Source organism: Xanthomonas nasturtii, assembly GCF_023337365.3.
In the GTDB taxonomy this organism is placed as follows: Bacteria; Pseudomonadota; Gammaproteobacteria; order Xanthomonadales; family Xanthomonadaceae; genus Xanthomonas; species Xanthomonas nasturtii.
The window spans coordinates 357,484-380,957 of record NZ_CP142084.2; the positions used below are offsets into that span (position 1 = coordinate 357,484).

Sequence of the window (23,474 nt, forward strand, 5' to 3'; positions counted from 1 at the left end):
GATGGCGTTACCGGTAACGCTTCATCGCGCGCGAGCGCGCTCTCACCTGGCATGCGCCAGCGTGTTGTTGCGCCAACAGCATGCGTTCGTACTGCGCCAGGTCGGATTCCAGCTGCCATTGCAGCCGTGCCTTCTCGCTGCCTTGGCGAAACGCCTGGCATGCGGCGTCATCGGTGTCGCGTTGCAGTGCAGTGGCGCAGGCGTGCGCAGCTTTACCGTTGGCGCTCCACAAGCTGGTGCCCGGCAAAAAACTGTAAGTCAGACCATTGCGGGCCAGCTGCTTGAGCGTGGGGTAATCGATGCCTTGTTCCTGCATCGCGCGCTGGTATTCGTGGGTCATGTCCGCACGCGAGACGCCGGCATCGTCGGTGGACAACACCACCGGCACGCCGGCACGCAGATACAGCGCCAGCGGATGCGTGGCGCCCTTGACGCCCAGGATCACATCGTTGCTGGTGAGATTGATCTCCACCGCAACCTGTTCGCGCCGCATGCGTTGCAGCAGTGCATCCGCATCGTCTTCATAGGGCAGATCCACGCCATGGCCGATGCGGCGTGCACCTGCATCCACGGCCTGGCGAATATGCGAGCGCAGCTGCACCGGCGGCACCAGCCCCAGCGCCAGCTCGCCGGCATGCAGCGACAGCGGCACACCGGGGTAGCGCGTTGCGAAGAAGCGGAACATCGCCATATGCCGCGCGTAATCGGCCAGCGCCACCGGGTTGTCTTCCGGCGCGACGATGTTCAGTGCCACCGCGCGGCTGCCGCCGGCAGCAATCAACGCATGCGCCAATGCCATCTGCCCGAACACCATCGGCTGCGGCAGCACACGCAACACGTAGGGTACATAGCGGTAAACGACCGAGCAGCCCGGGCGCGCGTCGGCCTGGTCGCAACGCAGCACACGGCGCACCTGGGCGTCGGTGTCGGCAAGCGCGTGTTGCGCGGCCAGCACCAGCGGCGGCAAGTCGGCCTGCAAGGCGCGCAGATTGGCCGCGTCGTCCTCGCCCTTCCAGGGCAATGCCTGCATGCGCGTTGCGGCCTGATCCATCTGCGGCGGGTTGGCGATGATTTCCACATACGGCACGCGGTCGCGCGCAGCCTGGTCCAGTACTGCGGCCACAGTGTCGGCAACGCGGGCACGCACCACGGCATCGAACTTGCCGAACGTGCTGAAGAACTGACCGTGGCCGGTGGGTTGCGCCGGGCTGGGCAGGAACTTGCGCATCGACAGCGAATCCACCACCCGGCCGTACAGCGCAGCGTTGCGTGCTGCCAGGCCGCTTGCCGGTTCCTGGCCGGCACCGCACGGTGGCGCGCGCAGGCTCAGGTCGTCCAGCTGCACGCAGGCGCCATCGTCGCTGGCCCACTGCAGATACTCCTCCGCATACACCGAGCCGGAGAGGTGGTTGTGTAGATCGCCACCTTTCGGCATGGCCTGCAGCCAGGTGCGTAATTGCGCAGGTTGCCCGGCAGCCTCACGGAACAAGTGCGCCACCTGTTGCTCGCGTTGCTGCGCAGCTGTGGATGCCGGGCGGGCCTGCGCGATGGCAGGCAACACGACGCACATGCTCAGGATCAGGCAGCGGTGAAGAAGGGGCATGCGGAAAGCTCGGTCAAAAGTGCGGTGGCGGCGTACAAGCGCCGGTGATGGTGTAGCTTGCCTGCCAGCACGCCGCGCGGCCAGCCGATGACGCGCCTGCACGCAGACGTCGCGCGCGCAGGCGCGCGTCAGTCAAGCGCATAGCGCAGCACGAATAAGCCGGCGATCGCCCAGGTTGCCGGGTGCACGCCGCGCCAGCGCCCACTGCCGAGTTTGAGGGCTGCGTAGGTGATGAAGCCGAACGCCAGCCCGGTGGCAATGGAATAGGTGAGCGGCATGGCCAGCATGCAGATGGCCGCCGGCAACGCGTCGCCCACGTCGTCCCACTGGACCTGCGTGCATTCGCGCAGCATCACCGAGGCCAGGTAGATCAGTGCCGGTGCGGTGGCATAGGCCGGCACCATGGCGGCCAGCGGCGAGAACAGCAGCGCAAGCAAGAACAGCGCGGCAACCACCAGCGCGGTCAGGCCGGTGCGCCCACCCACCTGCACGCCGGCGGCGCTTTCCACATACGCGGTGGTGCTGGAGGTGCCGAGCAGCGAGCCGGCCAGGATGGCGGTGCTGTCGGCAAGCAGGGCGCGGTCGAACTGGCGGCGCTGCGCAGGCGTGTGCAGCAGGCCGGCGCGTTGTGCCACGCCCATCAGCGTGCCGGTGGCGTCGAACATTTCCACCAGCACGAACACCAGCACCACGTGCAGCACGGCGGTGAGCGCGCCGCTGCCGCCATGGCCGTGCAAGGCGCCCACGATATCCAGCTGCAACACGGTGGGCGCCAGGCTCGGCGGCAGCGACAGCACGCCGGTGTACTGCACCAGCCCCAACGCCAACGCCGCCACGGTGATGGCCAGAATGCCGAGCAGCATGGCGCCCCGCACGCGGCGCAGCTCCAGCACGCCGATCAGCAGCAACCCGGCCAAGGCAAGCAGCGGCTCGGGCCGATGCAGATCGCCCAGCGTCAGCAAGGTTTGCGGGTGCGCCACCACCAACCCGGCCTTCTGCAGCCCGATCAAGGCCAGAAACAGGCCGATACCCACCGCAATGGCGCTGCGCAAGGCCGGTGGAATGCCGTCCACCAACCAGCGCCGCGCACCGGTGATGGTGAGCAGCAGGAAGACGCAGCCGGACACGAACACCAGCCCCAGGGTCTGCTGCCAGCTGTAGCCCAATGTGCCGACCACGCTGAAGGCGAAGAACGCGTTCAAGCCCATGCCCGGTGCCATGCCGATGGGGTAGTTGGCCAGCACGCCCATCAACAGCGAGCCGAGTGCGGCGGCCAGGCAGGTGGCCACGAACACCGCACCGTGATCCATGCCGGTGGTGGCCAGGATGTCGGGGTTGACGAAGACGATGTAGGCCATCGTCAGGAAAGTGGTGGCACCGGCCAGTACTTCGGTGCGCACGGTGCTGCCGTTGGCAGCGAGCGAAAACCCCGGCCAGCGCATCAGCGTGCGCTCTGGGTGTGGCGCCGGGCGACGGCAAGACAAACGAACATCGGCAGGCATCTCATCGTGACGGGACGGCGCGTGGTGGCTGCGCACCCAAGCGGGCCGCCCATCTTGCCCTGCTGCGCTGCGCTTGCCACGGACATCGGGCACGGAATGCGCTTGCGAAGCGGTCAACAGACAACAGGCAGTCCTGGGCCGGGCACGCACAGCCACCGGCCCGCGCGATGTCATGGCAGACGCGCACGTGCACCCCAATGACCGCGTTCAAAGATCCAGCACCAACCGCTGCGAGCGGCTACGCGAGCAGCACACGGTCATCTGCCGATTGCTGGCACGTTCGGCGTCGCTGAGTACGCTGTCGCGGTGATCCGGCAGCCCGGCAACCACGCCGGTCAGGCAGGCGCCGCACATGCCTTGTTCGCACGACAGCGGCACCGCGATGCCGGCGTCCAGCAAGGCGCTGGCAATGCTGCAAGCGGCCGGCACCTGCACCACGCGGCCGCTGGCAGCCAGCTCCACTTCGAAGGCGCTGTCTGCATCATGGGCAGGGCTGGGCGCGGCAGCGGCGAAGTGTTCGCGATGCAGCTGCGCCGCCGTCCAGCCATGCGCCTTTGCCAGCGCGGTGAAGTGGTCCATGAACGCCGCTGGCCCGCACAAATACAGCTGGTCTTGCGCACGCGCCTGGCCCAATTCCGCGGGCACATGTACGCGTGGGCTCTGCCCGCCGTCGCTCAGATGGACTTCCACCTGCCCATGCGTAAAACCTTGTTGCAGGCGCTGCACGAATGCCACATCGGCATGCCGGCGCGCGTAGTAATGCAGCGCGAACGCCTCGCCGCGTGCTTCCAGTGCTTCGGCCATCGACAGCAGCGGCGTGATGCCGATGCCGGCGGCCAGCAACACATGACGTTCGCCCGGGTGCAGCGGGAACAGATTGCGCGGTGTGGAAATACGCAGGCGGTCGCCGGGGGCGAGCTGCTCGCACAGATGCCGTGAGCCGCCGCGCGAGGCGTCGGCCAGCTTGACGCACAACAGATAGTGGTCGCGCACATGCGGCGCGCTGGCGATGGAATATTGGCGAATCAAGCCATCCGGCAGGTGCAGGTCCACATGCGCACCGGCCTCGAACGCCGGCAACTGCGCGCCCACCGGTTCCAGCCGGATCGCGCGTTGGCGGTGGCCTTGATCGACGACGTCGGCAACGCGGACTTCGTGCAATTGCATGGTGTCGTCCTCGGCCGTCAACGCAGGAAAAAGTCGCTGTAGCCCTGGCTACGCAGGCCGCGGCGGTAAGCGATCGAACTGCGGTCGGCCGGGATGTGCACTTCCAGCAAGGGGTCCAGCGGCAGATATTCCGGCCGCTGCGCTTCGACCATGGCACGGTCTTCTTCGAACACGCGCAGGTTGAAGGCATGCACGTCTTCCACCGGCAGATGGGTGTCGAAGTTACGCGCGATCGGCACCAGCAGCCGGGTCTTGTGCTTTGAGACCGGGCTGGCCGCGTTCATGATCACCAGCCGCTTGCCCGGCACCGGGAAGTGGATGGTGAGCGTGGCGGTGAATGGCAGGTGCACCTCGAAATGGCGCAGCCACTGGAAGTTGGGGTCTACGTCCGGCAACGGCATGTCCACCGAATAATTGGCCATGCTGCTGAGGTAGTCGGCATTGAAGCCGGTCGGCGTTTCGGTGGTGGTGTAGGCCGGCACTTCGCGCTTGTCCGGCTGGGCGAAGGTGGCGGTGTGCACGAAGGCGAAATGCGCCACGTCGATGAAGCCTTCCAGCTGGCGTGCGGCGCTGCCGCCGATGTCGAAGGCCGGGCACACGATCTGCTGAAAGCCGTCTTCGTCCCAACCGGGCATTGGCGGAATCTGGATTTCCGCATCGCTCACTCCGGCCGGTTTGGACAGGCACACCCAGATCAACCCGTAGCGCTCGGCCACCGCATAGGTATGCAGGCGCATCTTGGCCGGGATGTTCTGGCTGGGGCTGGCCGGGATGTGGTTGCAGCGCCCACCGCTTCCGAAACGGAGCCCGTGATAGGCGCACACCACGCCGCCGCCATCGGCCGTGCCCATGCTCAGCGGCACGCCGCGGTGCGGGCAGACGTCGCGCGCGGCCACCAGCTCGCTGCCCAGCCGGTACAGCACCAGCGGCTCGTCCAGCAGGGTGGCCTTGAACGGCGCCTCGCTGACCTCGCTGCTCAGCGCCACCGCATGCCAGTGCTGGGCCAGGCGCTGCCAATCGGCGGTGGCGAAGGTGCAATGCAGCGGCAGGGCGGGGACGGCGACATCCATGGGGCGGTCTCTGGCGGCAGGCGGGAGCGGTGCCGAATTGACTCTAGGAAGCCGGGGGTGTGTTATCAAACATCGATTTTCAGCCAAGCCATTGCAAAAAATGCAACGCCAACCGAGCCCAGCCGCATGCTGACCTTCTCCCGCTTCACCCGTTACTTCATCGAAGTGGCCCGCTGCGGCAGCATCCGCAAGGCCTCCGACGTGCTGCACGTGTCGGCCTCGGCGATCGACCGGCAGATCCTCAAGGCCGAGGAAGAGCTGGGCGCGCAGTTGTTCGAGCGCCTGCCGGGCCGGCTGCGGCTCACCGCCGCCGGCGAGCTGCTGCTGGTGGACGTGCGCGGCTGGGAGAAGGCCTACGCACGCACGCTGGAGCGCTTCGACGAGCTCAAGGGGCTGCGCCGCGGGCATGTGGAGATCGCCATGATCGATGCGCTCAGCGAAGGCGTGGTGCCGGCGGCGGTCGCCGCGCTGGTGCAGGAGTACCCCGGCATCACCTTCAACCTGTCCACCGCGCGTAACCAGCGGGTGATGGAAATGGTGACCTCGGCCGACGTGGATATCGGCTTGCTGCTGGACCCGGTGAGCAGCGTGGACCTGGAAGTGCGCGCGTTTGCCGATATCCCGTTAGGGATTGCAATGCCGGTGGGCCACCCGTTGAGCACCCGCACCGAGCTGCAGCTGAGCGAGACGCTGGAACATCGCCTGCTGCTGCCGGCCGCCCCGCTGATCGTCGGCGAGCATGCCAAGGTGCTGTACCAGCGCCAGCATATCGACGTGAAGCGGCTCACCCACTGCAACGACGTGCGCACCCTGCGCGGCCTGGTGCGCGCCGGTGCCGGCGTGGGCCTGATGTCGTGGCTGGACGCTGCCCCGGATGTGGCCGACGGACGCCTGGCCTTCGTGCCGTTCCGCCAGCACCTGACCAAGCCGATGACGCTGGCCTTGTGCGTGGCCCCACAGCGGCAACTCTCGCGCTCGGCGCAGCTGGCGATCCAGGCACTGGCAGCGAAGATCGATGCGATGGCGGTGCCGACGGTGGGGTGAGCGCACTCCCTCTGGAAGAGAAGTGAACGTATGGGTGTAGCAGCCGGTGCATCACTTCTCCAGGCGCGTGGCGACGCGTTTGTCATTGCGGGCACTGGCAGCTGCATGAGGCGCCATCGGGCGCTACGCGCCACCTTCTCCCCCATGAAGGGGGACAATGTCCCGACGGGAGAAGGGAGGCAAAGCCCCTCTCCTGCGGGAGAGGGGTTGGGGTGAGGGTACGGGGCAAAGCCACATCGTGTGGGCGGGGAGTGCGAGGCTTCGCCCGTACCCTCATCCGGTGCTACGCGCCACCTTCTCCCGACGGGAGAAGGGAAGCTGAGCACCAAGCACCAAGCGCAGCTAATCCCCGCTCGTTACACTTGCCCGGTTCACCCCACACGACACCCGCAGCATGCAATTGATCGATATCGGCGCCAACCTCACCCACGACTCATTCGACCGCGATCGCGATGCCGTGCTGCAACGTGCACGCGATGCCGGTGTGGCGCAGCTGGTGATCACCGGCGCCAGCCGCGAGCATTCGCCCCTCGCCCTGCAACTGGCGCAACAACACCCCGGATTTCTCTACGCCACCGCCGGTGTGCACCCGCATCACGCAGTGGAATTCACCGCCGAATGCGAAGCGGAAATGCGCACCCTGCAGGCGCATCCGCAGGTGGTGGCGGTAGGCGAATGCGGGCTTGACTACTTCCGCGATTTCGCGCCGCGCCCGGCCCAGCACAAGGCGTTCGAGCGCCAATTGCAACTGGCTGCCGATAACGGCAAACCGCTGTTCCTGCACCAGCGCGATGCGCACGAAGATTTCCTGTCCATCATGCGCGGCTTCGAAGGCCGCCTGGGCACAGCGGTGGTGCACTGCTTCACCGGCACGCGCGGCGAATTGTTTGCGTATCTGGACCGCGACTACTACATCGGCATCACCGGCTGGCTGTGCGATGAGCGCCGCGGTGCGCACCTGCGCGAGCTGGTGCGCAACATTCCGGCCAACCGCTTGATGATCGAAACCGATGCGCCCTACCTGCTGCCGCGCACGCTCAAGCCGATGCCCAAGGACCGCCGCAACGAGCCGATGTTCCTGTCGCATATCGTCGAAGAACTGGCGCGCGATCGTGGCGAAGAGGTGGCCGTGACCGCCGCCAACAGCACCGCGGCGGCGCGTGCGTTCTTCGGTTTGCCGGCGCCTACCAGCGCTGCATGAGTGAGGCGGCGCGTCGGCTTATGCCGCCAGCAATTCCCACCCTTGCGCATCGCGCAGGCGCAGGCCCGGTTGTGGCGCGTCCACGCTGATGCGCAGGCCGTCGGCCCAGGGCAACTGCCGCTGTTGCGGAAACCAGCGCCGGCGCTGGTCGACCACGATCAGCAAGCCGTGGTCATCGCCCAACGCGGCAAAGCCTTCCAGCGGTGGGGCGAAGGGCTGCAGGCCGAAGTGATGCGCAACGCTGCACGTCACCACCTCGACATTGCCGCTGGGTAACCCGATTTCGCTCAGGCACAGCAGCTCTTCGCCGTGGAACTGGCCGGTGCCGGTTGGCGCATCCTGCAAGGCATTGCGTGCAATCAATTCCAGCACCGCGCCATCGGGGCCGGCGAAATACACCGAGTGCGATTGCCACGCGCCGTCCAGCGCGAAATGCGCGCGACCTTGCGGGTCGCGCAACAGGATGGCGCGTGCGCCAATCCACTGCGCAGCCGCCTCGAAACGCGACGGGGCCACATTGAAGGCCAGATGCACGCTGCCCACCGGGTGCTGGGCCTGCATGCACTCCAGCGTGCTCCAGCCGACGCGCACGGCATTGCCATGCTCGGGCAGCTGCAGCACATCGCGGTAGAAACGCAGTGTCAGGTCGGGGTCCAGGCAGGGCAGCAGATGACGGAGATGCATGGCAATGAGGTCGGTGGAAAGACCGCCATTGAGCGACCTCAATCGCAGTCGAGGTCAAGCCGATGCTGCAGGTGGCTTGAAAAGTAGTGCGCCAACATCACGCACGCAGCCTTTGTCATCTGCTGCCAGCCATGCTCAGATCAGCTTCGCCAACGCCCACAAATGCCGCACCAACGGCGTGCTCTCCAACGCGGCCGGGGCTGCGGCCAGGGCCAGCCGCGCCAGCGGCATGTGGCCTTCGATATCCAGATAGCGCACGCCTGGCCGCTGCAACTGCGCGGTGGAGGCGGGCACTACCGAGACACCCAGTTCGGCGGCGACCAGATTGATGATCGACGACATTTGCGGCGCTTCCTGGGTGATGCGTAAGGTCACGCCGGAGTCGCGGCAGGCGGCCAGGATTTCGTCGTAAAGGCTCGAGCCGAAGCTGCGCGGAAACAGGATGAAGGGCTCGCCCGCCAGCGCCGCCAGCGGTGCGCTGTTGCGCGTGGCCAGGCGGTGCGCGGCGGGCACGGCGATCTTCATCGGCTCGTCGGCAAAGCGCAGCAGCTGCAGGTCCGGTGGCGTGCTCAGCCCATAGCGCACGAACGCCGCATCCAGCCGGCCCTCGGCCAGCCCCACCAGCAGGCTGGCGGTGTTGGTCTCTTCCAGCAGCAACTCCACTTGCGGCCACTTGCGGCGGAAATCGCGAATCAACCGCGGCACCACCGGGCTGAAGGCAGCCGAGGCGGTAAACCCCAAGCGCAGCCGCCCGGATTCGCCACGCGCCACCCGGCGTGCGGTTTCGGCGGCGCGCTCCACATCGGCGAGCACGCGGCGCACTTCGCCCAGGAATGCCTCGCCGGCCGGCGTGAGCTCGGCGCCGCTGTGGGTGCGCCGGAACAGCGGCGTGCCCAGTTCGCGTTCCAGGGTCTGGATCTGCTGGCTCAACGGTGGCTGGCCAATGCCCACGCGCGCGGCAGCGCGGGTGAAGTTGCCTTCTTCGGCAACTGCCAGGAAATAGCGCAGGTGACGCAGTTCCATCCATCTGTTCCACATATGGCAACTGCCACCATCATATATTGGACAGGGGGTGGTGACAGGCGAATACTCGCCGTCCCACGTCTCAGGTGCGCTCCCGTGTCTTGCTCCGATCGCCACCCTGGAATGCCGCCCGACCCCGCACCCATTGTCGGAACAGACGCCGGCGCACCCGCAACGCTGCGCATTCGCCTGGCGCTGTTCCTGGCCGGTTTTGCCACCTTCTCGCTGCTGTACAGCGTGCAGCCGGTGCTGCCCGAATTCGCGCGCGCCTTCGGTGTGGATGCGGCCACCGCCTCGCTGCCGTTGTCGCTGGCGACCGGCGCGCTGGCAGTGGCGATCTTCTGCGCCGGCGCGGTGTCGGAAAACCTGGGCCGGCGCGGGCTGATGTTCGTGTCGATCGCGCTGGCGGCGGTGCTCAACCTGATTGCCGCGTTCCTGCCGCACTGGGGCGCGTTGGTGGCGGTGCGCACCTTGTCCGGCATCGCGCTGGGCGGCGTGCCGGCGGTGGCGATGGTGTACCTGGGCGAAGAACTGCCGGCCAGCAAGATGGGGGCCGCCACCGGGTTGTATGTGGCTGGCAACGCCTTCGGCGGCATGAGCGGGCGCATCGTGATGAGCGTGCTCACCGATCACTACGATTGGCGCACTGCGTTGGCGTTGCTGAGCGGGTTCGACCTGCTGTGTGCGCTGGCGTTCGTGTGGCTGCTGCCGCCATCGCGCCACTTCGTGCGCCGGCATGGCATCAACCTGCGCTTCCATCTGCGTGCCTGGGCCGGGCATCTGCGCGACCGCAACCTGCCGTTCCTGTTCGCGTTGCCGTTTCTGTTGATGGGCGTGTTCGTGTGTCTCTACAACTACGCCGGATTCCGTCTGGGCGGGCCGGAATTCGGCTTGAGCCAGAGCCAGATCGGCCTGATCTTCAGCGCGTATGTGTTCGGCATCGTCAGCTCGTCGGTGGCCGGCGCGGCCTCGGACCGGTTCGGGCGCGGCCCGGTGGTCACCGCTGGCATCGTGTTGTGCGTGCTCGGCGTGGCGCTGACGCTGGCGCATGTGCTGGCGGTGGTGGTGGCCGGCATCGTGTTGTTGACCATCGGCTTTTTCATCGCGCATTCGGCGGCCAGTGCGTGGGTGAGCCGGCTGGGTGGCGCCCATCGCAGTCACGCCGCATCGTTGTATCTGCTGGCGTATTACGCCGGCTCCAGCATGATCGGTGCGCTGGGCGGCTGGTTCTGGCAGCACGGCGGCTGGGGCGCGTTGGTCGGCATGTGTCTGACGCTATTGGCGCTGGCCTTTGCTGCCGCGCATGTCTTGCGACAACGCGCAGATGATGCGCGACCCTACGGGCGCTTTGCGCCGCATCCTGCACGAGGTGAGTGATGCAGATCGAGCGACTCGATCACCTGGTATTGACCGTGGCCGACGTGGACGCCACCTGCGCGTTCTACGCACGCGTGCTCGGCATGCAGGTGATCACCTTCGGGGAAGGGCGGCGTGCATTGGGATTCGGGCAACAAAAAATCAATCTGCATGCGGCCGGGCGCAAGTTCGAACCGAAGGCGCAGCGACCGACGCCCGGCTCGGCCGATCTGTGCCTGATCACAGCCACTCCATTGCCGCAGGCACAGGCAGAGCTGGCTGCCGCCGGCGTGCGCATCGAGCAGGGCCCGATCCAGCGCACAGGCGCCACCGGGCCCTTGCGATCGGTGTATTTCCGCGACCCTGACGGCAACCTGATCGAGGTCAGCAACCTGCTGTAACGGCGCTGCCGCGTGATGCGCGCAGCGTGTGGCGGGGGATTACCGCTATACCCTGCGCGGGCACGGGCCGTCGCTTGGAATCGGCCAACGCCACCCCACCGTTGTGGATCGCGCAGACCGGTAGGTGTGGGGCGTCCGGATGCATCCATCGTCTTCGGCGGTGCGTACTAGACGCTGCGCTGTGCCCGATGACGACGCGCGCTGCAACACGCAACCTGCGTTGCATGTTCTGGCAAGAATGCGCTGAAATCTGTCCGGTAGAGCTTGCAGCGTGCTTTCGCAAGGTGATCCCATGGCTATTGGAGGTGTTCGATGACCGCTGTCCTTGCCCACGCCGACGACGCACTGCAGGACTTCATCGAGCGCCACCAGCGCCTGTTCGTGCTCACCGGTGCCGGCTGCAGCACCGATTCGGGCATTCCCGACTACCGCGATCTGCAAGGCGGTTGGAAGCGTCCGCAACCGGTGACCGTCCAGGCCTTCATGGGCGAGCTGTCCACGCGTCAGCGCTATTGGGCGCGCAGCCTGGTCGGCTGGCCGCGTTTCGGGCTGGCGCAACCCAATGCCACCCATCACGCGCTCGCTGCCCTGGAAGCGCGTGGGCAGCTGGAAGTGCTGCTTACCCAGAACGTGGACCGCCTGCACCAGGCCGCCGGCAGCCAGGCAGTGATCGATCTGCATGGCCGGCTCGATGTGGTGCGCTGCATGGGTTGCGAGCGTCGCATGCCACGCACCGATTTCCAGCTGCTGCTGGAGCAGGCCAACCCCGGCTGGGTCGACCTCGACGCCACGCAGGCACCAGACGGCGACGCCGATCTGGACGATGTCGCCTTCGACACGTTCGTGGTGCCGCCGTGCCCGGTGTGCGGCGGCGTGCTCAAGCCGGACGTGGTGTTCTTCGGCGAGAACGTGCCGCGCGAGCGCGTGGAGCGCGCCTTTGCGCACTTGCAGGCGGCCGCTGCGGTGCTGGTGGTGGGCTCGTCGCTGATGGTGTATTCGGGCTTTCGTTTCGTGCAGACCGCTGCGCGCAATGGTCTGCCGATCGCCGCACTCAACTTCGGCCGGACGCGCGCCGATGAGCTGCTCACGCTGAAAGTGGAGCAGTCGTGCGCGCAGGCGCTGGCGTTCCTGCATGCGCCGCCGGACCTGCCGCGTGCACGCAGCGTCAATGACGTCAGTGCGCGCTCTGCATGACGCAGTGATCCATCGCAGCGGTTGCGCCGGCGCGCCCGGCGCAGTGCAATAAGCGTCCCCGTGTCAGCTGTGGATGCCGCCTTGAGCCAGTTGTTCTCTCCCATCACCTTCGGTCCGCTTGCGCTCGCCAACCGCATTGTCATCGCGCCGATGTGCCAGTACTCGGCGCAGGACGGCCGCGCCAGCGATTGGCATCGCATCCATCTGGGCACGTTGTCGCAATCCGGCGCCGGCCTGTTGATTCTCGAAGCCGCTGCGGTGGTGCCGGAAGGGCGCATCAGCTACGCCGATCTGGGCCTGTACGACGACGCCACCGAGCAGGCGCTGGATGAGGTGCTGCAATCGGTACGGCGCTGGTCGCCGATGCCGATCGGCATCCAGCTGGCGCATGCCGGCCGCAAGGCCTCCACCGACCTGCCGTGGAACGGCGGCGAGGCCATCGCACCCGATCACGCGCACGGCTGGCAAACGGTGTCTGCATCGGCGCTCGCGTTCCGGGAAGGTCAGCCGTTGCCGCAGGCACTGGACGAAGCTGGAATCGATGCGGTGGTGGATGCCTTCGTCGCATCGGCGAAACGTGCCGAACGATTGGATCTGCAGTTGATCGAATTGCACGCCGCACATGGCTACCTGATGCATCAGTTCCTGTCGCCGCTGAGCAACCAGCGCAGCGATACGTACGGCGGGTCGCTGGAGAATCGCATGCGGCTGACGCTGCGCATCTTCGACGCAGTGCGTGCGGCGGTGTCCGAACACATCGCCATCGGTGTGCGCATCTCCGCCACCGATTGGGTCGAAGGCGGTTGGGATGTGCAACAGAGCATCGCCTTGTCGAAGGCGCTGGATGCACGCGGCGCGCATTACATCCACGTTTCCAGTGGCGGGCTCGATCCACGCCAGCAGATTCCGCTGCAGGCGGGCTATCAGATTCCGTTTGCACAGCAGATCAAGGCGCAGGTCGACACGCCGGTGATCGGCGTGGGCCTGATCACCGAGCCAGCGCAGGCCGAGGCGATTCTGCAGGACGGCCAGGCCGATGCGATCGCGTTGGCGCGCGGCATCCTGTACGACCCGCGCTGGCCGTGGCATGCCGCCGCTGCACTGGGCGCATCGCTCACCCCGGCGCCGCAATACCTGCGCTGCGAACCGCGCGATGCGCGCGGCGTCTTCGCCAGCTGACCCGCATCACCGACCTCATACCGGACAAGGACAACGCATGCCGATAGGATTTCTGGGCTTGGGCACGATGGGCCTGCCGATGGCGCACAACCTGCTGCGCGGCGGATTCGAACTGAGTGTCTGGAACCGCTCGCCCGAACGTGCCCATTCGCTGCGCGAGGGCGGCGCAAGCGTGGTGGAGCAACCGCGCGATGCCGCGCACGGGCCGCTGCTGTTTTCGATGCTGGCCGACGACACCGCAGTGCGCCAGACCCTGCTGGAGCGCGGCGTGCTGGACGCGCTGCCGGCGGGCAGCGTGCACGTCAACATGGCCACCATCTCGGTGGCGCTGGCGCATGAGTTGACTGCACTGCATGCCGAACGCGGTGTGGCCTACGTGGCCGCGCCGGTGCTCGGGCGCGTGGATGTGGCCGAAGCCGGCAAGCTCAATATCCTGGCCGCCGGCGATGAGGCAGCAGTGGCGCGGGTGCAGCCGATGTTCGATGCGCTGGGGCAGAAAACCTGGCATATCGGCAGCGCGCCGGAGCAGGCCAATGCAGTGAAGCTGGCTGCCAACTTCTGCCTGGCCAGCGCCATCGGTGCCATGGCCGAAGCCAGTGCGCTGGCACGCGGCCACGGCGTGGATGCCACGCAGTTTCTGGGCATGCTCACCAGCACCTTGTTCGCCGCGCCTGCCTACCAGGGCTACGGCCGCCTGATCATGCAACGCGAGTACCTGCCAGCCGGCTTCACTGCCACGCTCGGTCGCAAGGATGTGGATCTGGCCATCCAGGCCGGCGCCGACAAACAGGTGCCGATGCCGTTGGGCGAATTGCTGCGCGCCGGCCTGGACGAGGCCATCGCCCACGGCGATGGCAGCGCAGACTGGGCAGTGCTGGCGGAAGTCTCGGCACGGCGGGCGGGGCAGGTTGCCTGACCACAGCATCCATAAGGCGGGAGCCAGCCCTGCGCAAGGCACTTCGCTTTAAAGCGCGACGCCCACCGCGTTGCTCACCTAAACATGCAGCAGACCTTCTAAAATGCCGGCTCGTTACAGCCGCCGCTCCAGGGAGGATGCGATGCGACACCTGCATATCACGCTCGGTTCGACCGAGCGCACACTGCGTGCACTGGCCTGCGCCGGTGCCGCGCGATGACCAGCGCCCCGGTCATCGACCAAGGCCCGGTCGGCCCCGATCATCCCGAGCACCCGGACCATTATCTGTTCGCACAGATCCGCGAAGCGGTCAGCGTGCTCGATGCCGAGTTGCACAAGCCCGCCGACGAGGCCAGCGAGCGCATGGCTGCGCGTCTGCTGCCGCTGGCCAAGCAGCATGGTTTCGATCAGGTGGACTACGTGGTGCTCAGTCGCCATCTGGGCGAAGTGGGCGAGAACGTGTTCCTGGTGCGTGGCGAGCTTTCCGACCCCGCGCATCTGCGGGCGCACATCACCACGCAGCAAGCCATGGAAACATCGGTGGACGCCTCGCTTGCATTGCTGGACGAGATCAACCGGCGGCTGATGCTGCGTCTGCCGCCGCGCTGAGCGCTGTAGCCGGGATCGCCGATGGTCCAGCGCCGTGGGCGTCACCGCAGCACGGCTCCGAACGGCCAGCAAGACACGCCCCGAGTTCGCGCTGGAGCTGCCCGCACGAGGCATGGCGATAGGTGTCTGCGGTGGCGGCTGTGCAGCACGGAAGCAATGCAGTGACGATGGATCGTGCAAATCCTGCGGCGCCGCACTCCAGGCATCGGTGCCTGTTCGCACTGCAAAAGTTACCGACGCAAGTACTGCGCCGGCAGCGTCATGCATTGGCTATCATTGCGCCGATGCGCTCCGACTACATCCTCACCCTGTCCTGCCCCGACCGCACCGGTATCGTCTATCGCGTCACCGGCTTGCTGTTCGATCTGGCCTGCAACATCCTCGACGCACAACAATTCGGCGACGACGAAAGCGGGCGGTTTTTCCTGCGTGTGCATTTCGACAAGCCGGCAAAGACCGACATCGCCGCCCTGCAACAGCGCTTTGCGCTGCTGGCCGACGAATTCCAGATGGCGTGGCAACTGCACGATGCACGCCGCCGCGCGCGCCTGCTGGTGCTGGTGAGCAAACAGGGCCATTGCCTCAACGACCTGCTGTTCCGCATGCATAGCCGGCAATTGCCGGTGGAGATCGCGGCGGTGGTGTCCAACCATACCGATTTCGCAGCGCTGGCTGCCTCGTATGGCATCGCCTTCCATCATCTGCCGGTGAGCGCCGACACGCGCGCTGCACAGGAAGCGCAACTGCTCGCCTTGGTGGACGAACTGCAGATCGATCTGGTGGTGCTGGCGCGCTACATGCAGATCCTGTCGCCGGCGCTGTGCCGTGCACTGGCCGGGCGTGCGATCAATATCCATCACAGCTTCCTGCCCAGCTTCAAGGGCGCGCAGCCGTATCATCAGGCGCACGCGCGCGGGGTCAAGATCATCGGCGCCACCGCGCACTACGTCACCGAAGACCTGGACGAAGGCCCGATCATCGAGCAGGACGTCGCCCGCGTCGACCACGCCATGACCCCGCGCGATCTGGTGCGCCTGGGCAGCGACACCGAATCGCTGGTGCTCGCGCGCGCAGTGCGCCGCCACGTCGAGCACCGCATCGTGCTCAACGGACATCGTACGGTGGTGTTTCGCTAGGCAGCAATCTATGCGAAGGAGGGATGCAGTGAAACGCGATTTGGCGTGAGGAACGAGCGCTCACTCGGCGTCATTCTCGAAATCCGCAAGGCCTGAAACATTGCAGGGGCCGGTGCAGATGCACCGACCCCCAGACGCCCTTACATCGGCATCATCTCGCCGCATTCGCATTCATCACCGCATTGCGGTTGGCATCCAGATACTGCGCCGGGTCGCGCATGCCGGTGGTGTGGCATTGCCCGGTAGTGTGGCCGCGGTTCACGCCGCCCGGCAGCTGCGCGTTGACCTGCTCCACGGTGCCGTCTTCCGGGTCGTTCAAGACCAGGTCCGAGGCCGCATTGCAGTAGTCGTTGGTGTACCAGTTGGTCTTGGCGAACGAGGTCGTGTAGTAGTTGACCTTGGCGCGCGCATCGGCGGGAATGCCGGCCAGCCAGGCCTTGGCACCGTCGTAGGTCATGTCAGCGTTGGTGCCGCAGCCCACGCCGAACCACGATCCCACCGCGGCCAATACGCCGGATAGATTGGTGCCCTGATACGGCGTGCCCACCGACTGCATCACCCGCCCGCCGCTGGCGTTATCCAGCCCGCTCCAGTAGTAGGTATACAGGTGCAGCGCGGCCATGCCGCCCTGGCTGTGCGCCACCGTGGCGAACGAGGACCACTGGCTGGCGAACTGCGCAATGCGCTGCGCGAACTGGTCGTTGCTGCGGTTCTGTTTGGCATCCAGAAACGTCGACGCATGGGTGAACCGCGCCTGCGGCCACACCCCGTTGGAGCAATAGCCATGCACCAGCACCAGTTGCGAACCTGCGGCCTGCGGTTGCGCCATGGCAGTGGCACTGGCCAGCGCGGTCGGGCGCGGGCCCATGCGCATGCTTTCGTCGATGGCACCGGTAGCGCGCGCGATGCTGGCGCGTCGCAACGCGGGCAGTTGCAACGGCAGCGTGCCGGCCTGCACCAGCGGGATGTAATGGTCCGGGTCTTCGATACGCAAGCTGCGCAAGCTAAACGGCGCACGCGCACCGGCGCGCGCAATCCAGCGTTCGTCCAGGCTCAGCGGCAGCTGGCCTTGCTGCGGCGTCAGCATGCCGCCGATCCACGCCACCGGCACGTCCTTGCCCTTGGCATCGGTGCCCCATACCTGGCCGAAGACGCGGTAATGCGACGGCGCCTTGCCACGTGCGGCGATGGGCAACGCAATGCTGAGCCGCGTGCCTTCTGCAGTGCGTGCGCTCAGTGCATTGCCGAGCAGACGTAACGAGGTATCCAGCACCGGTAACACATGCTCGCTGGTGCGCACGAACGGCTGCCCGGCCTGGTCATGGCCGCGCACGATCACCTGCGCAATCCAGGTGCCTTCGGCGCTTGGTTGGAATGTGCCCCCGTAGACACCATCGCCGGCAGCACCATCGTCGTGTTGCCCGTCATCGGCCATCGGCAGCGTGCGGCTTCCACCTTGCGGATCGATCACACGCAGGCTGGCGGTCGCGATCTTCCCGGCCTGTGCGGCAAGCAAGGTTGCGCCGCGTGCATCGTTGCCGCTGAGCAGTGCGTTGAGCGTCAGCGATTGCCCAACCTGCTGCCGACGATTGCGCGTGTAAGAGGCCAGCTGCGTGCGCGCATCGCCTTCCATCAGCACATAGCCGCGTTGGGCCACCGGCGATGCCGATTGCAGGGTCAGCGACCAGGCGCCGTTCTGTGCAGATTCCACCGCGTAGCGCATGCCGCTGGCGCCGCTCTCGGCGATGCCCAGCACGGTGCGCTGTGCCTGCAGTTGCGGTTCCACGGCGGCGGCACGTGCGCCGGCAATGCGCGGTGCAGTTACCGAAGCATCCCAGGCCTGGTCGCCGGCCAACACCATGAAACGCAGGTGGCCGTTTTCCACCGGCAAGCTGCCTTGCCAACGCGCAGATTGACCGGCCGGCGCCAGTTCCACCGGCAGCAAGGCGCTCTTGGAAAGGATCGCCGACCCGGCCGGATCGGGCGCGCGCATCTGCGCGAACTCTTCCGGTGGGCCAGCCAGTTGTTTGGGCTGCAACTGGGCCGCGGCAAGCGGCGTGGAGAGCAGCGAGAAGGAGCACAGAAACGACAAGAGCGAAGGCTTCGGCATGGCGATATCTCTCCGTGAGCGTTGCAGAAGCGATGCCGCTGCGCATGGCAACGACGTCGGATGCAGCGCCCCGTCGCCGCGATTCGCCGATGGTTATACCGCGCTCTTATGACAGGTCTGCTGTGCGCTGCAGCACCTCACGCGCAGCAAACAAACCGCCAGAACTAAATAGTACGGACTGTGATCGAGGTCGTGGACAGGTCGGCTCCGCGCACTCACGCGCCAGCGCGAGAGCAGCCTAGCGCTGCTCTCGCGATGCCGACATGCGCAGGAGTTCTTGCTGCCAGCCTACCGTTCGAAATCGGGTGTGATCGTCGCGCTGCCGGGCCCGATGAGGTGTGCTGATGCAGTGCGCGCGCGATACTGCTCAACCCAGGCGACAGACTGTGCGATACCCCCAAAGGGGAACACGTGCAGGCGCACATCTCCATGCGCTGGCGTGAGGCCAGTGGCGAGGCGATCCACAAAACGGTCCGGCCGCGCGGTGCCGAACAGCTTGCCGAGCGAGATGCCGTACTTGGACAGCATCGATGCGCTTGCGCCAACACCACAGCGGGCTGCATAGCGTGCCAGCACCGCAACGCCAGCAGGGCCCGGCACGCCCACACGCACCGGATATGCAAGGCCACGCGTGCGCAGCGCCTGCAACCACGTCAGTACGATGTCGGCATCGAATGCGAATTGCGTGACGATCAGCGGCGCCATGCCGCGCGCTGCGATGCTGCGGCACTTGCGTTCCAGCGCATCCCAGCGCTCGCTTGCATGCATGTTCGGATGTTCTTCCGGGTGTCCCGCAACGGCGATGGTCTGGATGCCCGCGCGCTCGAACACACCTGTCGAAATCAGCGAGAGGCTATCCGGAAAAGGCCCGCGCGGCGAAGACGCATCGCCCGCGATGACCAGGCAGTGCGCAACGCCGGCGTCATCGGCCGCGCGCCGGACGAACCCTTGCAGCGCGTCGAGCGAGGCGATGCGGCGTGCGGAAAGGTGCGGCATCGGCGAAAAGCCGAGTGTGCGCACCCGCTGTGCGGCGGCCAGACGCGCGCTGTCGTCCTGCCCGGGCAGGTAGGGGATGAACATGGTTGTGCCACGCAGGATTCCAGGCGCTGCTGCGGTCAACGCGGGCATGTCGTTTGCGCTGACCTCCAACGAATAGGCATCGGTGAGCGTGCCGGCAAGGCTGGGCGTTCCCGGATGACTCAAGGGTTATGCCGCTCTATAGGGGTGATGGGATGGCTTGAGCATGTCAGCTGTGATCGAACAACGCTGAAAGCCGGCATGGCTTCCAGAACGTCCCCAGAGCACGGCGTGCCGCAGCAACGCCGCAACAGCCTGTCATGGCCCGCAGGCAGTGCACGTGGCATTCGCCTGAAAGTGCTGCCCATCAGTTGGCGCCTGCAGTGTTGGCGGTGGAGGCGGCAATGGCCTTGGCAGGCTGGCGCGCCAGTTCGATAAAGGCGCGCAAGTAATCGACGGCGATATCGGCCTCGCGTGCGCCCAGATAGATCTGCTTGGGGATGCCGCGCGCACCCAGCCGCACCGGCACCACCTCCATCCTGGCCGCGTATTCCTCCACCAGCCAGCGCGGCATGGCGGCCACGCCGCGGCCGCTGGCCACCATCTGCATCATGATGTCGGTGGTTTCGATGGCCTTGTGGCGCCGCGGCGTGACACCGGCCGGCAGCAGGAACTGGCTGTAGATGTCCAGCCGCTCCAGGTCCACCGGGTAGCTGATGAGCACCTCGCGGGTCAGCTGCTGCGGTTTGACGTAGGCCGCCGACGCCAGCGCATGGTCCTTGGCCACGACCAGTACCTGCTCGTAGTCGAACACCGGCTCGAACCGCAGCCCGGGCTTGAACAGCGGGTCGGGCGTGACCAGCAGATCGATCTCGTAGCCGAACAGCGCGCCGATGCCGCCGAACTGGAATTTCTGCTTCACATCCACATCCACATCCGGCCAGGTAGCCAGATACGGCGCCACCAGCTTGAGCAGCCACTGGTAGCAGGGATGGCACTCCATGCCGATGCGCAGCGCACCGCGTTCGCCCTGCGCAAACTGGCCCAGGCGCTCTTCGGCCAGATCCAGTTGCGGTAGCACCCGGTTCGCCACCGCCAGCAGGTACTGGCCAGCCTGGGTCAGGCGCAGGCTGCGCCCCTCGCGCAGCCACACATCGGTGCCCAGCTGCTGTTCCAGCTTTTTCATACTGTGGCTCAACGCCGACTGGGTCAGGTTCAACACGCCCGCCGCGGCGGTCAGCGAGCCCTGCTGCTCGACCTGCTGGACGATGGTGAGATGGATGCGCTCAAGCATTCAGATGATCCGAATTCATGGATTGTTGAAATAACACCATTTTACTTCATTGAAGGCGAACCCTAGCATCGGGGTCGTCGTCGTTCGCCCGCCTCGGAACACGCCCGCAGCCATATGTCGGCACAAGCGGGCCCACCGTAGGCGGCGCCGCGCGCCTCCCCACTGCTCAGGTCACCCCGCATGACTGCACACCCGCCACATCCGCTCCGCGTCGTTGCCGTTTCCGGTGGACTGCAACGCCCCTCCAAGGCCGCTGCCCTGGCGCAGCACCTGATGGCCCTGATCGGCGAAGCGGTGCCATGCGAGCAACATCTGGTCGAACTCGGGGCCTTGGCGCCGCATTTTGCCGGCGCGCTCTGGCGCGCGCAGTTGCATGACACGGTAGAGCAGGAACTTGCCGCCGTGGAGCAGGCCGATGTGCTGGTGGTGGCAACGCCGGTGTATCGCGGCTCGTTCACCGGGCTGTTCAAGCATTTCTTCGATTTCATCCAGCAGGATGCCCTGGTCGACACCCCGGTGCTGCTGGCGGCCACCGGCGGCAGCGAACGCCATGCGCTGGTGATCGACCACCAACTGCGGCCGCTTTTCAGTTTCTTCCAGGCACGCACGTTGCCGCTGGGCGTCTACGCCACCGACCGCGACTTTCTGGATTACCGCGTGCACAACGAGGCGCTGGCCGAGCGCGCCAGGCTGGCGGTGCAGCGCGCACTGCCACTGATCGCACTGACGCGGCCCGCAAGCACCGGCGCCGCAACTACGGTGGCCGCCGCCTGAGCGGCATTCGCTCCACGGCGGGTCATCTGCGGCAGGAGCCATTGGCGCCTGCCCGCTGATCCACAGGCCGGGCGCCTCCATCCCACACCCACCGCTGCGCCGCAAAGCGTGCGTCTCACCCAACGAATCAAGGCGTCAGTTGCAATGACTCAGGAATTTACCTTCACCATCAAGAGCCTCTGGTTCGACGAGCACTACCAACCCGCGGCCAATACGCGCAACACCACCAACTTCGCCAACCTGGCCCGGGGGCAGCGTCGTCAGGAGAATCTGCGCAACACGCTGGCGATGATCAACAACCGCTTCAACGACCTGGCGCATTGGGATAACCCCACGCGTGGCCGCTATGGTGTCGCGCTGGAAATCATTTCTGCCGAGATGCACATCGACAGCAACGCAGCGGGCGATGCGTTTCCCTTGATCGAAATCTTGAAGCCCACCATCGTCGATCAACACACCGGCGCGCATATCGACGGCATTGCGGGGAACAATTTTTCGTCCTACGTGCGCGATTACGATTTCAGCGTGCTGCTGCCTGCGCACAATCAGGACAGTTCCGGCTTCCACATCCCGGAGGATTTCGGCAGCCTGCACGGCACGCTGTTCAAGCATTTCGTGAACTCTCAGGCGTACAAGGCGCGCTTCGATAAACCACCGGTCATCTGCATCAGCGTCTCCAGCAGCAGGACCTACCATCGCACCGGAAACCGGCACCCCATCCTGGGCATCGAATACAGCCAGGACGAGGGTTCGTTGACGGACCGGTATTTCGAAAAGATGGGCCTGAAAGTGCGCTATTTCATGCCGCCCGACAGCGTCGCACCCTTGGCGTTCTATTTTGTCGGCGACCTGCTGAGCGACTACAGCAACCTGGAGCTGATCGGCACCATCAGCACCATGGAAACCTTCCAGAAGATCTACCGGCCGGAAATCTACAACGCCAATTCCGCGGCGGGGGCGACCTATCAGCCGAGCCTGAAGCATCAGGATTATTCGTCCACCCAGATCGTCTACGACCGCGAAGAGCGCAGCCGCCTCGCCGTCACGCAGGGCAGGTTCACCCAGGAGCACTTCATCCGGCCCTACGGCAACCTGCTCGCGCAATGGGCCTCCCGCCACGCCTCCTGATCACCACGCCTACAAGACATCAACATCATGACGAAGCTGCTCCCCACCTCAACCGCCGGTAGCCTGCCCAAGCCGTCCTGGCTTGCGCAGCCGGAAACACTCTGGTCGCCCTGGAAGCTGCAGGACGCCGCACTGACCGAAGGCAAGCAGGACGCCTTGCGCCTGTCGCTGCAGGAACAGCAGCACGCCGGCATCGATATCGTGAGCGACGGCGAACAGACCCGTCAGCATTTCGTCACCACCTTCATCGAACACCTCAGTGGTGTCGATTTCCAGAAGCGCGAGACGGTCAGGATTCGCGACCGCTACGATGCGAGCGTGCCGACCGTCGTTGGCGCGGTGAGCCGGCCCAACTCCGTGTTCGTGGACGATGCCAGATTCCTGCGCCAGCAAACCCGCCAGCCCATCAAGTGGGCGCTGCCCGGCCCCATGACCATGATCGACACGCTCTTTGATGCGCACTACAAGAGCCGCGAAAAACTGGCATGGGAATTTGCCAAGATCCTCAACCAGGAAGCCAGGGAACTGCAAGCGGCCGGGGTGGACATCATCCAGTTCGACGAGCCGGCCTTCAATGTGTTCTTCGACGAGGTCAACGACTGGGGTGTCGCCACCCTGGAGCGTGCGGTCGAAGGGCTCACCTGCGAGACTGCCGTGCACATCTGTTACGGCTACGGCATCAAGGCCAATACCGACTGGAAGCAGACCCTGGGGTCGGAGTGGCGCCAGTACGAAGAGTCGTTTCCCAAGCTGCAGGCCTCCTCGCTCGACATCATTTCGCTGGAGTGCCACAACTCGCACGTGCCGATCGATCTGATCGAACTGGTGCGCGGCAAGAAGGTGATGGTCGGCGCCATCGACGTGGCAAGCACCACGATCGAAACGCCGCAGGAAGTGGCCGAGACCTTGCGCAAGGCGCTGCGGTTCGTCGATGCCGACAAGCTCTACCCGTCTACCAACTGCGGCATGGCGCCGCTCGCCCGGGATGTCGCGCGCGGCAAACTCAGTGCGCTTAGCGCAGGCGCGCAGATCGTGCGTGCAGAGTTGTCGGCCTAGAGACTGGAGC

Annotated in this window: 21 protein-coding genes; 12 read left to right on the forward strand and 9 right to left on the reverse strand. The window is 66.0% G+C overall.

The features are described 5' to 3' along the window. Positions 1–7: 7 nt before the first annotated feature. From M3O59_RS01520 to M3O59_RS01535, 4 genes are all read right to left on the reverse strand, one after another. A complete protein-coding gene (locus M3O59_RS01520) occupies positions 8–1,603 on the reverse strand; it encodes an adenosine deaminase family protein (protein ID WP_116905108.1) in 1,596 nt (531 codons plus the stop codon). A gap of 128 nt (positions 1,604–1,731) precedes the next feature. Continuing rightward, positions 1,732–3,045, reverse strand: a complete 1,314-nt coding sequence (locus M3O59_RS01525) for an NCS2 family permease (RefSeq protein ID WP_064634053.1) — start codon at positions 3,043–3,045, stop codon at positions 1,732–1,734. 267 nt (positions 3,046–3,312) lie between these two features. Continuing rightward, positions 3,313–4,272, reverse strand: a complete 960-nt coding sequence (locus M3O59_RS01530; RefSeq protein WP_181920457.1) for a PDR/VanB family oxidoreductase — start codon at positions 4,270–4,272, stop codon at positions 3,313–3,315. A 17-nt stretch (positions 4,273–4,289) separates the two neighbouring features. Beyond that, the gene (locus tag M3O59_RS01535; RefSeq protein ID WP_116905106.1) at positions 4,290–5,342 is read right to left on the reverse strand and encodes an aromatic ring-hydroxylating oxygenase subunit alpha; all 1,053 of its coding nucleotides are present in this window, start codon (positions 5,340–5,342) and stop codon (positions 4,290–4,292) included. 126 nt (positions 5,343–5,468) lie between these two features. On the opposite strand from M3O59_RS01535, the gene M3O59_RS01540 reads away from it, so the two are divergent. Both M3O59_RS01540 and M3O59_RS01545 read left to right on the forward strand, forming a co-directional pair. Then, positions 5,469–6,386: a LysR family transcriptional regulator gene (locus M3O59_RS01540; protein ID WP_064634048.1), complete on the forward strand. Its 918-nt coding sequence runs from the start codon at positions 5,469–5,471 to the stop codon at positions 6,384–6,386. A gap of 394 nt (positions 6,387–6,780) precedes the next feature. After that, positions 6,781–7,587, forward strand: a complete 807-nt coding sequence (locus M3O59_RS01545; protein WP_116905105.1) for a TatD family hydrolase — start codon at positions 6,781–6,783, stop codon at positions 7,585–7,587. Positions 7,588–7,605: 18 nt separating this feature from the next. On the opposite strand, the gene M3O59_RS01550 is transcribed toward M3O59_RS01545, so the two are convergent. Together M3O59_RS01550 and M3O59_RS01555 are read right to left on the reverse strand one after the other, a co-directional pair. Beyond that, on the reverse strand, positions 7,606–8,271 hold the full coding sequence (locus M3O59_RS01550; protein WP_116905104.1) for a VOC family protein: 666 nt from the start codon (positions 8,269–8,271) through the stop codon (positions 7,606–7,608). Between the two features lie 135 nt (positions 8,272–8,406). Then, positions 8,407–9,294 (reverse strand): LysR family transcriptional regulator, encoded by an 888-nt coding sequence (locus M3O59_RS01555; protein WP_116905103.1) that lies wholly within the window; start codon positions 9,292–9,294, stop codon positions 8,407–8,409. A 96-nt stretch (positions 9,295–9,390) separates the two neighbouring features. Between M3O59_RS01555 and M3O59_RS01560 the strand changes: the two genes are divergently transcribed. The 7 genes from M3O59_RS01560 to purU all read left to right on the forward strand — a co-directional run bounded on the left by M3O59_RS01560 (position 9,391) and on the right by purU (position 16,085). Beyond that, positions 9,391–10,671, forward strand: a complete 1,281-nt coding sequence (locus M3O59_RS01560; RefSeq protein ID WP_373418989.1) for an MFS transporter — start codon at positions 9,391–9,393, stop codon at positions 10,669–10,671. Next, the gene (locus M3O59_RS01565; RefSeq protein ID WP_116905101.1) at positions 10,671–11,051 is read left to right on the forward strand and encodes a VOC family protein; all 381 of its coding nucleotides are present in this window, start codon (positions 10,671–10,673) and stop codon (positions 11,049–11,051) included. Before M3O59_RS01560 ends, M3O59_RS01565 begins: the two co-directional genes overlap by 1 nt. Positions 11,052–11,363: 312 nt before the next feature. Further along, positions 11,364–12,245 carry an NAD-dependent protein deacetylase gene (locus M3O59_RS01570; RefSeq protein ID WP_116905100.1) on the forward strand — a complete coding sequence of 294 codons (882 nt, stop codon included), beginning with the start codon at positions 11,364–11,366 and terminating at the stop codon, positions 12,243–12,245. 60 nt (positions 12,246–12,305) lie between these two features. Further along, positions 12,306–13,424 (forward strand): NADH:flavin oxidoreductase/NADH oxidase, encoded by a 1,119-nt coding sequence (locus tag M3O59_RS01575; protein ID WP_181920456.1) that lies wholly within the window; start codon positions 12,306–12,308, stop codon positions 13,422–13,424. 37 nt (positions 13,425–13,461) lie between these two features. Next, entirely contained in the window at positions 13,462–14,340 is an 879-nt protein-coding gene (locus tag M3O59_RS01580) for an NAD(P)-dependent oxidoreductase (RefSeq protein WP_116905099.1), read from the forward strand. Positions 14,341–14,556: 216 nt separating this feature from the next. Beyond that, a complete protein-coding gene (locus tag M3O59_RS01585; protein WP_064634025.1) occupies positions 14,557–14,949 on the forward strand; it encodes an XVIPCD domain-containing protein in 393 nt (130 codons plus the stop codon). A 284-nt stretch (positions 14,950–15,233) separates the two neighbouring features. Next, a complete protein-coding gene (gene purU / locus M3O59_RS01590; RefSeq protein ID WP_064634060.1) occupies positions 15,234–16,085 on the forward strand; it encodes a formyltetrahydrofolate deformylase in 852 nt (283 codons plus the stop codon). 151 nt (positions 16,086–16,236) lie between these two features. Here the strand turns inward: purU and M3O59_RS01595 are convergent, their stop codons facing one another. From M3O59_RS01595 to M3O59_RS01605, 3 genes are all read right to left on the reverse strand, one after another. Then, positions 16,237–18,195 (reverse strand): choice-of-anchor X domain-containing protein, encoded by a 1,959-nt coding sequence (locus tag M3O59_RS01595; RefSeq protein ID WP_147308442.1) that lies wholly within the window; start codon positions 18,193–18,195, stop codon positions 16,237–16,239. A gap of 288 nt (positions 18,196–18,483) precedes the next feature. Further along, entirely contained in the window at positions 18,484–19,398 is a 915-nt protein-coding gene (locus tag M3O59_RS01600) for a methylenetetrahydrofolate reductase (protein WP_249046854.1), read from the reverse strand. Between the two features lie 181 nt (positions 19,399–19,579). Next, the gene (locus tag M3O59_RS01605; protein ID WP_249046853.1) at positions 19,580–20,506 is read right to left on the reverse strand and encodes a LysR family transcriptional regulator; all 927 of its coding nucleotides are present in this window, start codon (positions 20,504–20,506) and stop codon (positions 19,580–19,582) included. 180 nt (positions 20,507–20,686) lie between these two features. Here M3O59_RS01605 and msuE point away from each other — a divergent pair, with 180 nt between their 5' ends. The 3 genes from msuE (at position 20,687) to M3O59_RS01620 (ending at position 23,464) form a co-directional block, all read left to right on the forward strand. Beyond that, the gene (gene msuE, locus M3O59_RS01610) at positions 20,687–21,280 is read left to right on the forward strand and encodes an FMN reductase (protein ID WP_064634016.1); all 594 of its coding nucleotides are present in this window, start codon (positions 20,687–20,689) and stop codon (positions 21,278–21,280) included. Positions 21,281–21,424: 144 nt separating this feature from the next. Then, entirely contained in the window at positions 21,425–22,408 is a 984-nt protein-coding gene (locus M3O59_RS01615) for a DUF1852 domain-containing protein (RefSeq protein WP_064634014.1), read from the forward strand. A 27-nt stretch (positions 22,409–22,435) separates the two neighbouring features. After that, positions 22,436–23,464: a methionine synthase gene (locus M3O59_RS01620; protein WP_249046852.1), complete on the forward strand. Its 1,029-nt coding sequence runs from the start codon at positions 22,436–22,438 to the stop codon at positions 23,462–23,464. Positions 23,465–23,474 lie beyond the last annotated feature (10 nt).

Coding starts and splice junctions, on each gene's coding strand:
- M3O59_RS01520 (WP_116905108.1), bottom strand. CDS start 1,603: ATGCCCCTTCTTCACCGCTGCCTGATCCTGAGCATGTGCGTCGTGTTG.
- M3O59_RS01525 (WP_064634053.1), bottom strand. CDS start 3,045: ATGCGCTGGCCGGGGTTTTCGCTCGCTGCCAACGGCAGCACCGTGCGC.
- M3O59_RS01530 (WP_181920457.1), bottom strand. CDS start 4,272: ATGCAATTGCACGAAGTCCGCGTTGCCGACGTCGTCGATCAAGGCCAC.
- M3O59_RS01535 (WP_116905106.1), bottom strand. CDS start 5,342: ATGGATGTCGCCGTCCCCGCCCTGCCGCTGCATTGCACCTTCGCCACC.
- M3O59_RS01540 (WP_064634048.1), top strand. CDS start 5,469: ATGCTGACCTTCTCCCGCTTCACCCGTTACTTCATCGAAGTGGCCCGC.
- M3O59_RS01545 (WP_116905105.1), top strand. CDS start 6,781: ATGCAATTGATCGATATCGGCGCCAACCTCACCCACGACTCATTCGAC.
- M3O59_RS01550 (WP_116905104.1), bottom strand. CDS start 8,271: ATGCATCTCCGTCATCTGCTGCCCTGCCTGGACCCCGACCTGACACTG.
- M3O59_RS01555 (WP_116905103.1), bottom strand. CDS start 9,294: ATGGAACTGCGTCACCTGCGCTATTTCCTGGCAGTTGCCGAAGAAGGC.
- M3O59_RS01565 (WP_116905101.1), top strand. CDS start 10,671: ATGCAGATCGAGCGACTCGATCACCTGGTATTGACCGTGGCCGACGTG.
- M3O59_RS01570 (WP_116905100.1), top strand. CDS start 11,364: ATGACCGCTGTCCTTGCCCACGCCGACGACGCACTGCAGGACTTCATC.
- M3O59_RS01580 (WP_116905099.1), top strand. CDS start 13,462: ATGCCGATAGGATTTCTGGGCTTGGGCACGATGGGCCTGCCGATGGCG.
- M3O59_RS01585 (WP_064634025.1), top strand. CDS start 14,557: ATGACCAGCGCCCCGGTCATCGACCAAGGCCCGGTCGGCCCCGATCAT.
- purU (WP_064634060.1), top strand. CDS start 15,234: ATGCGCTCCGACTACATCCTCACCCTGTCCTGCCCCGACCGCACCGGT.
- M3O59_RS01595 (WP_147308442.1), bottom strand. CDS start 18,195: ATGCCGAAGCCTTCGCTCTTGTCGTTTCTGTGCTCCTTCTCGCTGCTC.
- M3O59_RS01605 (WP_249046853.1), bottom strand. CDS start 20,506: ATGCTTGAGCGCATCCATCTCACCATCGTCCAGCAGGTCGAGCAGCAG.
- msuE (WP_064634016.1), top strand. CDS start 20,687: ATGACTGCACACCCGCCACATCCGCTCCGCGTCGTTGCCGTTTCCGGT.
- M3O59_RS01615 (WP_064634014.1), top strand. CDS start 21,425: ATGACTCAGGAATTTACCTTCACCATCAAGAGCCTCTGGTTCGACGAG.
- M3O59_RS01620 (WP_249046852.1), top strand. CDS start 22,436: ATGACGAAGCTGCTCCCCACCTCAACCGCCGGTAGCCTGCCCAAGCCG.